The organism is Micromonospora sp. KC721, from assembly GCF_004348355.1.
Lineage (GTDB): Bacteria > Actinomycetota > Actinomycetes > Mycobacteriales > Micromonosporaceae > Micromonospora.
The window spans coordinates 18,711-29,537 of the sequence record NZ_SMJY01000055.1; the positions used below are offsets into that span (position 1 = coordinate 18,711).

Annotated in this window: 11 protein-coding genes; 4 read left to right on the forward strand and 7 right to left on the reverse strand. The window is 70.8% G+C overall.

Features of this window, described 5'->3' with window-relative positions:
• Positions 1-18 precede the first annotated feature (18 nt).
• Both E1182_RS12500 and leuA read left to right on the forward strand, forming a co-directional pair.
• Positions 19-639 (forward strand): nitroreductase family protein, encoded by a 621-nt coding sequence (locus tag E1182_RS12500; RefSeq protein ID WP_132264309.1) that lies wholly within the window; start codon positions 19-21, stop codon positions 637-639.
• A 252-nt stretch (positions 640-891) separates the two neighbouring features.
• Complete coding sequence (leuA, locus tag E1182_RS12505) at positions 892-2,643, forward strand: 2-isopropylmalate synthase (RefSeq protein ID WP_132264311.1); 1,752 nt, start codon at positions 892-894, stop codon at positions 2,641-2,643.
• 123 nt (positions 2,644-2,766) lie between these two features.
• On the opposite strand, the gene E1182_RS12510 is transcribed toward leuA, so the two are convergent.
• Together E1182_RS12510 and E1182_RS12515 are read right to left on the reverse strand one after the other, a co-directional pair.
• Positions 2,767-2,970 carry a DUF1737 domain-containing protein gene (locus E1182_RS12510; RefSeq protein ID WP_132264313.1) on the reverse strand — a complete coding sequence of 68 codons (204 nt, stop codon included), beginning with the start codon at positions 2,968-2,970 and terminating at the stop codon, positions 2,767-2,769.
• Positions 2,971-3,058: 88 nt separating this feature from the next.
• The gene (locus E1182_RS12515) at positions 3,059-4,489 is read right to left on the reverse strand and encodes an MFS transporter (RefSeq protein WP_132264315.1); all 1,431 of its coding nucleotides are present in this window, start codon (positions 4,487-4,489) and stop codon (positions 3,059-3,061) included.
• 135 nt (positions 4,490-4,624) lie between these two features.
• Between E1182_RS12515 and E1182_RS12520 the strand changes: the two genes are divergently transcribed.
• A complete protein-coding gene (locus tag E1182_RS12520; protein WP_207921377.1) occupies positions 4,625-5,257 on the forward strand; it encodes an HNH endonuclease family protein in 633 nt (210 codons plus the stop codon).
• Positions 5,239-5,739 carry a hypothetical protein gene (locus E1182_RS12525; protein ID WP_132264320.1) on the forward strand — a complete coding sequence of 167 codons (501 nt, stop codon included), beginning with the start codon at positions 5,239-5,241 and terminating at the stop codon, positions 5,737-5,739. The genes E1182_RS12520 and E1182_RS12525 overlap by 19 nt, the downstream gene beginning before the upstream one ends.
• A gap of 116 nt (positions 5,740-5,855) precedes the next feature.
• On the opposite strand, the gene E1182_RS12530 is transcribed toward E1182_RS12525, so the two are convergent.
• From E1182_RS12530 to E1182_RS12550, 5 genes are all read right to left on the reverse strand, one after another.
• A complete protein-coding gene (locus E1182_RS12530; RefSeq protein ID WP_132264323.1) occupies positions 5,856-6,266 on the reverse strand; it encodes a VOC family protein in 411 nt (136 codons plus the stop codon).
• A 234-nt stretch (positions 6,267-6,500) separates the two neighbouring features.
• Positions 6,501-7,604: an ABC transporter ATP-binding protein gene (locus E1182_RS12535; protein ID WP_132264326.1), complete on the reverse strand. Its 1,104-nt coding sequence runs from the start codon at positions 7,602-7,604 to the stop codon at positions 6,501-6,503.
• The gene (locus E1182_RS12540) at positions 7,601-8,716 is read right to left on the reverse strand and encodes an ABC transporter ATP-binding protein (RefSeq protein WP_132264328.1); all 1,116 of its coding nucleotides are present in this window, start codon (positions 8,714-8,716) and stop codon (positions 7,601-7,603) included. Before E1182_RS12540 ends, E1182_RS12535 begins: the two co-directional genes overlap by 4 nt.
• A gap of 123 nt (positions 8,717-8,839) precedes the next feature.
• Positions 8,840-9,802: an ABC transporter permease gene (locus E1182_RS12545; protein WP_132264330.1), complete on the reverse strand. Its 963-nt coding sequence runs from the start codon at positions 9,800-9,802 to the stop codon at positions 8,840-8,842.
• Positions 9,799-10,803 (reverse strand): ABC transporter permease, encoded by a 1,005-nt coding sequence (locus E1182_RS12550; RefSeq protein WP_132264337.1) that lies wholly within the window; start codon positions 10,801-10,803, stop codon positions 9,799-9,801. The genes E1182_RS12545 and E1182_RS12550 overlap by 4 nt, the downstream gene beginning before the upstream one ends.
• Positions 10,804-10,827: the final 24 nt, after the last annotated feature.

Genomic DNA, 10,827 nt, shown 5'->3' on the forward strand with positions numbered 1-10,827 from the left:
ATACGGGATGCTTTTCGCATGGTCGACATCACCCCGCTGCTGGCGTTCCGCTGGAGTCCTCGCGCCTTCGACCCGGATGCCGAGCTGACCGGCGACGAGGCGGCGTCCCTGCTGGAGGCCGCCCGCTGGGCGCCCTCGGCGGGCAACACCCAGCCGTGGCGGTTCGCCCTCGGCCACCGGCACGACGAGACCTGGAAGCGGATCCTGGTCAGTCTGCCCGCCGACGACCAACGGTGGGCCCGGGACGCCGCCGCCCTCGTGCTCGGCGCGCACATTGCCGCGCACCCACAGCGACCCGCCGTTTCTCACGGTCACCCGGAACGCGCCGCGCAACTCCAGGGCGGCCCGGAACGCGCCGCACACCCCCAGGGCGACCCGGAACGGGCCGCCTACGACCTGGGGCAGGCGATGGCCCACCTGGTCGTCCAGGCCACCGCGCTCGGCCTGCACGCGCACCAACTCACCGACTTCGACCGGGTCGCGCTCCGCGCCGACCTGGACCTACCCGCAGAAGTACGCCCACTCAGCGTGACCGCCGTCGGGCGCCTCGGTGACCCGTTCCGCCTGCCCGAGGAGCTACGTCGCCGCGAGACGGGTCTGCGCCGCCGCCACCCGGCGCACGCCCTGCTGCTGCGTTGACCCTGGACACCCCGGTTGTCGGGTGACTCCGGTCCCATACTGCGGACCTACCTTCCCACTTCCTCCCTCACCACGTAGGGTGACTCTGTCATGTGGCAGGCGTACCTCCTCCTTGGTCGCCGCGACGAGGCCTGACCGGCCGGCACCTCGTCGCGGAGTCGAACCGCGCCGTCCAGCAGAACACGTCGCCCGGCATTGCGCCGACATCTTCCGATCGCTGACGCCCGACATGACCCACGGGAGTACTCCGCCATGGCACAACCCACCGCCGACGCCGCGAACGATCCGATCGCCCGGCAGACCCCCAGCCAGATGCCGTTCCGCCGTTACCAGCCATACCAGCAGCAGTTCCGGATCGACCTGCCGGACCGCGCCTGGCCCAGCCGGCACGTCGAGGCCGCGCCTCGCTGGTGCGCAGTGGACCTGCGCGACGGCAACCAGGCGCTGATCGACCCGATGTCCCCCGAGCGCAAGCGGCGGATGTTCCAACTGCTGGTGCAGATGGGCTACAAGGAGATCGAGGTCGGTTTCCCGTCGGCCAGCCAGACCGACTTCGACTTCGTCCGGCAGTTGATCGAACAGGATCTGATTCCCGAGGACGTCACCATCCAGGTGCTCACCCAGTGCCGGGAGCACCTGATCGACCGAACCTTCGAGTCGCTGCGCGGTGCCCGCCGGGCCATCGTGCACTTCTACAACTCCACCTCGACGTTGCAGCGCCGGGTGGTGTTCGGGCTGGACCGTGACGGCATCACCGACATCGCCACCACCGGCGCGCGGCTCTGCCGGAAGTACGCCGAGATCCACACCCCGGACACCGACATCTACTACGAGTACTCGCCGGAGTCGTACACCGGCACCGAGCTGGAGTACGCGCTGGAGGTCTGCGCCAAGGTCATCGAGGTGGTCGACCCCACCCCCGACCGCAAGCTGATCGTCAACCTGCCGGCCACGGTCGAGATGGCCACGCCGAACGTGTACGCCGACTCGATCGAGTGGATGCACCGGCACCTGCCCCGCCGGGACAGCCTGGTGCTGAGCCTGCACCCGCACAACGACCGGGGCACCGGGGTGGCCGCCGCCGAGCTGGGCCTGCTGGCCGGCGCGGACCGGATCGAGGGCTGCCTGTTCGGCAACGGCGAGCGCACCGGCAACGTCGACCTGGTGACCCTGGGCTTGAACCTCTTCTCCCAGGGCATCGACCCGATGATCGACTTCTCGAACATCGACGAGGTCAAGCGCGCCGTCGAGTACTGCAACCAACTGCCGGTGCACGAGCGGCACCCGTACGCCGGCGACCTGGTCTACACCGCCTTCTCCGGCTCCCACCAGGACGCCATCAAGAAGGGCTTCGACGCCCTGGCGGCCGACGCCGTGACGGCCGGGGTGCCGGTGGACGAGTTCACCTGGGCGGTGCCGTACCTGCCGATCGACCCGAAGGACCTGGGCCGCAGCTACGAGGCGGTGATCCGGGTCAACTCGCAGTCCGGCAAGGGCGGCGTCGCGTACATCATGAAGACCGAGCACCAGCTCGATCTGCCGCGCCGGCTCCAGATCGAGTTCTCCGGGGTGGTCCAGCAGGTCACCGACCACTCCGGCGGCGAGGTCGAGCCGGCCGCGATGTGGGGTATCTTCGCCCGCAACTACCTGGTCGAGCACCAGGCGGAACCGGCCGTCGCGCTGGTCGACTACACGATCGGCACCGTCGACGGCAAGGTCGAGATCGAGGCCCAGGTCGGGGTCGGCGGCGAGCAGCGGTCGCTCACCGCCGTCGGCAACGGCCCGATCGACGCGTACGTCAACGCGCTGCAGTCGGTGGGCGTGGCGGTACGCGTGCTCGACTACCACGAGCACGCGCTCTCCTCCGGCGGTGACGCGCAGGCCGCCGCGTACGTGGAGTGCGACGTGGACGGTCGTACCGTCTGGGGCGTCGGCATGGACGCCAACATCGTCACCGCCTCGATCAAGGCGGTGACCAGCGCGGTCAACCGCGCCCGGAGCTGAGCCGGAGGTGGCCGGGCCGGGCGGCCCGGCCACCCCGTCTTCCGCCGGTCGGGCGCCCGGGGGCTGGTCGCACCCGGCCAGCCCGGGTCGTACGCCTTGGTGACGTGTGGGGCCAGCCCGGGGTCAGATCGGGATGACCCGGGCGTCACCGGCGTCGTCGAGGACCACAGCCTGGGCGACGACCACTCGCTGCCCGTCGAAGGTGATCGCCGGTGAGCCGTGCAGCCGGTAGCCCTGAGCCAGCGCCTCGCTGACCCGGCGGCAGAACTCGGCGTCGTCCGGCCCGGTGAACAGTCGGTACCTCAACCGATCGTCATGATCGCTCATTCGCCGAACGTAGCAACCGCCGCGGGCGATCGCCGGTTGCGGTTGGTTGTGGTGTTCCCGGCCACTGAGGAGCGCACCATGGCGCGACTTACGACTGAGACTGCCCGGACGGGCGGCGGACCAGCAGGGCGGCCAACACCGCCCCGGCCAGCAGCAACCCGGCGCACCAGGCCAGTGCTTGCCGGTACGCGGCGGTCAGCTCGGCTGGCTGCGCGTACCCGGTGCCGGAGAGGCTGACCAGCAGCGGCAGCGCGGCCACCGCGAGCAGGCCACCGACCCGGGACGCGGCGTTGTTGACGCCGCTGGCCACCCCGGCGAACCGGTCGGGCACGGCGGCCAGCACCGACGCGGTCAGCGGCGCGACGACCAGGGTGAGCCCTGCGCCGAACAGGAGCACCCCCGGTAGCACGTCCACCTGGTACGACGCGCCCGCCCCGACCCGACGCAGCAACAGCAGGCCGACCGCGGCGACCACCGGACCGACGGTCAACGGCAGCCGGGGCCCGATCCTCGCCGCGAGCGCGCCGGCCCGCGCCGAGCCGACCAGCAGCAGGACGGTCACCGGCATGCTGGCCAGCCCGGTTCGCAACGCCGACCAACCCACCGCGTTCTGCAGGTGGACGGCGAGGAAGAAGGTGAACCCGCCGAGCGCGGCGTACACCAGAATGGTGAAGACGTTGAGCACCGGGAAGAGCCGGCCGCTGAGGAGCCCGACCGGCAGCATCGCGGCGTCGCCCCGGCGTCGTTCGAGCAGGCCGAAGGCCACCGCGGCGAGCAGCCCCACCAGCGCGGCGACCAGCACCGGCGTCGCGGCCGGACCGCGTACCGGCGCCTCGATCAGGGCGTACGCGACACCGGCCAGCGCCAGCGCGCCGAGCACCGCCCCCGCCACGTCGAACCGTTCGCCGCCGGCACGCGGGGCGTCGGAGTCGCGGCTCTCCGGCACCCAGCGCAGTCCGGCGAACACCACGGCCACCGCGATCGGAACGTTGATGAAGAAGATCCATCGCCAGGAGAGCGTGTCGATCAACCAACCGCCGAGGAACGGCCCGAGCGCGGCGGACACCCCGGACAGCCCGGACCACGCGCCGATGGCCCGACCCCGGTCGTCGGGGTGGAAGCTGGCCTGGAGCACAGCGAGCGATCCGGGGGTGAGCAGCGCCCCGCCGGCCCCTTGCAGGAAGCGGGCGGCGACCAGGGTGCCGGAATCCTGAGCCAGCCCGCACGCGACGGAGGCGACGCCGAACCAGACGGCGCCGACCAGGAAGACCCGCCGCCGGCCGAGCCGGTCGCCGAGCGCCCCACCGAGCAGCACGAACGCGGCGAGGACCAGCGCGTAGCCGTTGACGGTCCACTGCAGACCCGCGACGGTGGCGTCCAGCTCCGCGCCCAGCCGGGGCAGCGCCACGTTGACCACGGTGCTGTCCAGAAAGACCATTCCGGAGGCGAGGGTCGCCGCCAGCAGAGCACCCCGACCCGCGCCGGTGGAGAACCGGAGCGCGTGGCCGGGTGCGGTCATGGGTACCAATCTTCCCCGGGTCGGGTGGGACATCCCACGAAACGCCGAAACCGTGCCCGGGTACTGTGCGGGATCGCCGGGAGCCCGCAAGCTGGAAAGGTGTCGTCTGTGCGTACCAGATCAGGAGCCCGTGCGATGGCAGCGGCGGCGCTCGCCGCGCTGCTCGCCCTCGTCGTCGGCGGGTGTGCGGTCACCATCGACGAACCGGAGGCACCGCCCAGCGGCTCGGGCAACGCCGGCGAGCAGTTGGCGGAGTTGACCGTCGCGAAGGCCGGGTCGATGCGCGGCTACAGCCGGGCACGCTTCCCACACTGGCAGAAGACCGGCAAGAACTGCGACGTCCGGGACACCGTCCTGCAACGCGACGGCAAGGACATCCGGCTCTCCGGGTGCAACGTGGTGGCGGGCCACTGGGAGAGCGCCTACGACGGGCGGACCTTCACCGACCCATCGAGCGTGGACATCGACCACATGGTGCCGTTGGCGAACGCCTGGCGCTCCGGGGCCGCCGAGTGGGACGACACGAAACGCGGCGAGTTCGCCAACGACCTGACCCGCCCGCAGCTCATCGCGGTTTCCGCCACCTCCAACCGGGCAAAGGGTGACCAGGACCCGTCGCAGTGGAAGCCGCCGAACCGGTCGTACTGGTGCACCTACGCCGCCGACTGGATCACCGTGAAACATCACTGGCGGCTGACGGTCACCAGTGCCGAGAAGGACGCGCTCAGCGACATGTTGGAGGGATGCACGTGGGCGAGCAAGCCGTGACCGGAGGCGGGGACACACCGGGGCCGGAGCGAACGCCGGACGCCAGCGATGCCGCGGCGGCCACCGGCGGCGGCGACACGGCGGCCACCGGCGGCGAGCCGGCGGCTGCCGGGCCCACCACCGCCGGGATGAGCGTCAACGGCCGATCGGCCGAATCCACCGCCGTGCCCGGCGCCGGGATGAGCGCCGACGCCTCCGTGGCAGCAGAGCGCTCTGCCGCCACCAACGCGGCACCCCGGGAGTTGACCGCGGACCTGGTCGCCGGTCCGGGCGGGGTGATGACCGACGAGGTCGGCGTGATCACCGGCGAGTTGACCCTGAGGACGACCTACGCCGACGGTCAGGTGCAGCTCTCGGTGCAGTACAAGGACGCCGACGAGTGGTACGCGGTGACCGGCGGCAGCACGGAACTGGCCGACCCGGCCGGCATCGACGCCGTGCACAGGATCGCGGTTGCCCTGCTCAACCGGCCCGAGGGCTGAGCCCGGCCCCGTCCGGGAGAAACGCCGCCACCGCCCGCGCGGCGCTGCTAGCGCGCGTATCGAAGTCCGTGTCGGTAGTTGTGGGGGACACAGCGCGTCGGGACCGGATACACGCTCTACTCGCTCTCGGGCCAGATGAGGCCCTGGTCGGTCCAGATGACACCCTTGTTGTGGCAGAGGCAGAACGGGTGGCCGACGGGGTCGGTGTAGACGCGCCAGCCGTAGCCGTCGGGGCCGATGAAGTCCTGCTGCAGGGTCGCGCCGAGGGCCAGGACGCGGCTCTGTTCGGCCTCGATGTCGTCAACTTCGAAGTCGAGATGGAACTGCTTGGGGTGCTCGCTGTCGGGCCACTGCGGGGCGCGGTAGTCCTTTACCCGAATGAAGGCCAGCTCGATCTCGCCAAACCGGATACCGGCCCAGTCGCCGTGGCTGCCCCCCTTGATCGGGCGACCCGTCACCTCAGAGTAGAAGGCTGCCAGCTCCATTGGCTCCGGGCAGTCGATGATGAAATCGGTGAGTCGCAGCATCCGGCGATCTTGCCACAAGGTCGAATAAGCCGGAGTTTGAGACAGGCCCTAGCTGTGGGAGAGGCACCTGATGGTTCCGACTCCCCACCAGGCGAACGCGGCTCCGAACCAGGCGACCCAACTTGTCGGCACACCCGTGGGTTCCGACCGGTCCCCGTCGTCATGGCGACATCACGGGTCGTCCGCGGTGTGCGGGGGCAAGGAGTGAGGGCGGCCCTCCCACCCGGGAGCTGCCTACACGTACGAGCCGGGCTCGGTCGGCGCGGACACCACCTGCGGATTTTCGCCCTCGTCCAGCGGGCGGGTGATCTGCACCTCCACCTTGTGTGGTCGGACTTCCCCGCTGGCGATCTGCTCGGCCCAGTGGCAGGCGACCCGGCTGGCACCGATCTCCCGCAGCGCCGGGCGTTCGTCCACGCAGCGTGTCGGCTGCGCCCACGGGCAGCGGGTGTGGAACCGGCAGCCAGCGGGCGGGTTTGCCGGTGAGGGCAGGTCGCCGGCGAGCAGGATGCGCTCCCGCCGGTCCTCCACGTCGGGGTCTGGCACCGGTACCGCCGACATCAGCGCCCGGGTGTACGGGTGCAGCGGCTCGCGGTACAGCCGGTCGCTCGGCGCCTCCTCGACCAGCGCGCCCAGATACATCACACCGACCACGTCGGAGATGTGCCGGACCACGGCAAGGTCGTGCGCGATCACCAGATAGGTGAGGCCGAGGTTGTCCTGAAGTTCGTCGAGCAGGTTCACCACCTGGGCCTGGATCGACACGTCGAGCGCGGAGACCGGCTCGTCGGCGACGATCAGTTCCGGGCCGAGCACCAGCGCCCGGGCGATGCCGATACGCTGCCGCTGCCCTCCGGAGAACTCGTGCGGGTAGCGGGAGAGCGCCCAGCGGGGCAACCCCACCGCGTCCAGGGTCTCCCCGATGATCCGCCGCCGGTCGTCGCGGCCGGTGCCGATGCCGTGGGTCTGCAACCCCTCGGTGAGGATCGACTCGACGTTCTGCCGGGGGTCGAGGCTCGACATCGGATCCTGGAAGATCATCTGCATCCGCCGACGCATGGTGCGCAGCCGGCCGGCCGGCAGCGTGGTCAGCTCGACGCCGTCGAAGACGACCTCGCCAGCGGTGGGTGGGGTGAGCTGGAGCAGCGCCCGGCCGAGCGTCGACTTGCCGCAGCCCGACTCGCCGACCAGACCGTACGTCTTGCCGCGCGGGATGCGCAGGTCGACGCCGTCGACCGCCTTCACGTGGCCGACCGTACGGTCGAAGATGACCCCCTTGGTGATCGGGAAGTGCACCTTCAGGTCGCGGACCTCGACGAGGATGTCGGTGTCGGTCACGGCTTCTCCTCCTCGCGCGGGGCAGGGCCCAGCCCCGGCACTGTCGGCGGGTCGTCCGGCACGGCCTGCGCCGGCACCGATCCCGGTTCGGCCAACGTCGGCACCGTGGCCCGGACGTCCGCGCCCGGCGTCACACCGGGCAGCGGTGCCGGGTTGACGCACCGGTAGGCGCGGTCGTCGTGGCTGAGCACCAGCTCCGGCGGTTCACCAACGCATGCGTCGACCCGTCGTGAGCAGCGCGGCGCGAAGGCGCAACCGTCCGGCCAGGGCAGCACGTCGCGCACCGAGCCGGGGATCGGGTAGAGCCGCTCCCCGCGGCCCGCGTCCAGTCGCGGCACCGAACCGAGCAACCCCACCGTGTACGGGTGCCGGGGCTGCCGGAACAGCGGACGACGGCGGGCGGTCTCCACCACCCGTCCGGCGTAGAGCACGTTGATCGTCTCGCACATCCCCGCCACCACACCCAGGTCGTGCGTGATCATGACGAGCGCGGTGCCGGAGTCCCGGACCAGTTCCTTGAGCAACTCCAGGATCTGCGCCTGGATGGTGACGTCCAGCGCGGTGGTCGGCTCGTCGGCGATCAGCAGCCGGGGCTGGCAGGCCACCGCCATGGCGATCAGGGCACGCTGCCGCATACCGCCGGAGAGCTGGTGCGGGTACTCCTTCAGGCGCCGCTTCGGGTCCGGGATGCCGACCCGGTCGAGCAGTCGCGCGGCCTCCTTCTCGGCCGCCGCGCCCTTCATCCCGCGATGCCGGGTGAGCACCTCGGTGACCTGCAGTCCGATCGGGATCACCGGGTTCAACGAGGAGAGCGGATCCTGGAAGATCATCGCCACGTCCCGGCCCCGGATGTCCCGGCGCGAGCGGTCGTCGAGTTGGAGCAGGTCGGTGCCGTCGAAGACGGCCTTGCCGCCGACCCGCAGGCCGGGCTGCTTGGGCAGCAGACCCATGATGGCCAGCGACGTGACGCTCTTGCCGCAGCCGGATTCACCGACCAGGCCCACCACCTCGCCCGCGTCGACAGCGAACGACACCCCGTCGACGGCGCGTACCGGCCGCTGACCGCGTCGGGAGAAGGTGACGCAGAGGTCGTCCACCTCGAGCAGTGCCATTACCGGCCCTCCGTTCGCGACTGCGGGGCTCGCACGCTCACTCCTCGCGCTTCACACCACAACGCCCTCGTTCGCGACTGCGGGGCTCGCACGCTCACTCCTCGCGCTTCACGCATACGAAACCTACTTCCGGAGCTTCGGGTCGAGAGCCTCGCGCATCGCCTCACCGAGCAGGGTGAACCCGAGCGCCGTGACAATGATGGCGAGCGCCGGGTACACCGCGAGGCCCGGCCGGATGTCGAGGTAGGGCTGCGCCTCGGCGAGCATCATGCCCCACTCAGGGATCGCGGTGTCCGGGTTGCCCAGGCCGAGGAAGGAGAGCGCGGCGGCCTCGATGATCGCGGTGGCCAGCGTGAGGGTGGCCTGCACGATCACCGGGGCGAGCGAGTTCGGCACCACGTGGGTCAGGGCGATCTTCGGCTTCCGGACGCCCAGCGAGGTGGCCGCCAGTACGTAGTCGCTGTTGGACTGGGAGATCATCGAGCCGCGCAGCAGCCGCGCGAAGACCGGTACGGACACCACGCCGACCGCGATCATCACGGTGGTCAGGCTCGCCCCGAGCAGGGCGGCGATGCTCACCGCCAGCAGCAGGCTCGGCATGGCCAGCATCATGTCGATGATCCGCATCAGGGTGCTGTCCAGCCAACGGCCCCACCGGCCGCCCAACCCGGCGGCGGCACCCGCCACACCACCGATCAACGCGCCGACGGCCAGGCCGATCAGCGTGGAGACCACCCCGACCAGCAGGGTCTGCCGGGCCCCGACGATCAGCCGGCTGAACTCGTCGCGGCCCTGGTGGTCGTAGCCGAGCCAGTGGTCGCCGTCGGCGCCGGGGATGACACCGGGCCGGATCAGCCCTTCCCGGATGCCGATGGTGTCGCTCGGACCGAAGGGCACCAGGAGCGGACCGACGACCGCCACGATCACGAAGACCGTCAGGATGGCCGCGCCGACGATCGCGGCCGGGTTGCGGCGCAGCCGGCGGAACGCCTCCTGCCAGAGGCTCACACCCCGCTCGTCGTCCCGGGCGGCCAGCTCGGCGAGCCGGTCGATCTTCTGCTTCTTCTTGCCGGGCGCGATCGTCATCGGACCCTCACCCTCGGGTCGATCAGGCTGTAGGAGAGGTCGACCAGGAGGTTCACCAGCACGTACACCACCGCGATGATCAGGATGAAGCCCATCAGCACCGGGTAGTCCCGCTGGCTGATCGCGTCTGCGACGAAGGCCCCGATGCCGGTGAACCCGAAGACGGTCTCGGTGAGCACCGCGCCGGAGAGCAGACCGCCGGTCAGCAGGCCGATCGAGGTGACCACCGGAAGCATGGCGTTGCGCAGCACGTGCCGGCGGCGGACCGTGGACTCGGTCAGGCCCTTCGCCTCGGCCGTGCGCACGAAGTCCTCGTTGAGCACCTCCAGCACGCTCGCCCGGGTGATCCGCACGATGATGGCGAGCGGGATGCTGGCCAGGGTGAGGCCGGGCAACACCAGGTGCCACAGCGCGTCGGCCGCAGCGTCCCACTCCCGGGTCAGCAGGCCGTCGAGAACGAAGAAGTTGGTGACCCGGGTGGCGGCGATGGTGGGGTCCTGCCGGCCGGAGGAGGGGAACCAGCCGAGGTTCTCCGAGAAGATCGCCTTGAAGACGTACGCCAGGAAGAAGACCGGGATGCAGATGCCGATCAGCGAGCCGCCGACCGAGAGGTGGTCCAGCAGCCGGCCCCGACGCCGGGCGGCCAGGTAGCCCAGCGGGATACCGACGCCGATGGCCAGCACCAGGGCCATGAGCGTCAGTTCGACGGTGCCGGGGAAGCGCTCCAGGAACTCGGTCACCACCGGGCGCTTGGTGGCGGTCGACGTGCCCAGGTCCAGGCGGATCAGCCGCCGCACGAACCGCGCGTACTGCACCATGACCGGCTCGTCGAGGCCCATGTTGCGGCGGATCGCGGCGCGCATCTCAGGCGTGCCGCGCTCGCCGAGGATCGCGGTCTCCGGACCGCCGGGCAGTCGACGGAGCCAGATGAACAGCAGGAGGGAGAGCCCGAACAGCGTCGGTATCAGCTGGAGCAGGCGTCTGACGATGAACCGGAACACGGCGGCCTCGAAGGGGGTGGGGAG

Excerpts from the sequence above, each read along its gene's own strand:
- E1182_RS12500 (WP_132264309.1), top strand. The coding sequence starts at position 19 with ATGGTCGACATCACCCCGCTGCTGGCGTTCCGCTGGAGTCCTCGCGCC.
- leuA (WP_132264311.1), top strand. The coding sequence starts at position 892 with ATGGCACAACCCACCGCCGACGCCGCGAACGATCCGATCGCCCGGCAG.
- E1182_RS12510 (WP_132264313.1), bottom strand. The coding sequence starts at position 2,970 with ATGAGCGATCATGACGATCGGTTGAGGTACCGACTGTTCACCGGGCCG.
- E1182_RS12515 (WP_132264315.1), bottom strand. The coding sequence starts at position 4,489 with ATGACCGCACCCGGCCACGCGCTCCGGTTCTCCACCGGCGCGGGTCGG.
- E1182_RS12520 (WP_207921377.1), top strand. The coding sequence starts at position 4,625 with ATGGCAGCGGCGGCGCTCGCCGCGCTGCTCGCCCTCGTCGTCGGCGGG.
- E1182_RS12530 (WP_132264323.1), bottom strand. The coding sequence starts at position 6,266 with ATGCTGCGACTCACCGATTTCATCATCGACTGCCCGGAGCCAATGGAG.
- E1182_RS12540 (WP_132264328.1), bottom strand. The coding sequence starts at position 8,716 with ATGGCACTGCTCGAGGTGGACGACCTCTGCGTCACCTTCTCCCGACGC.
- E1182_RS12545 (WP_132264330.1), bottom strand. The coding sequence starts at position 9,802 with ATGACGATCGCGCCCGGCAAGAAGAAGCAGAAGATCGACCGGCTCGCC.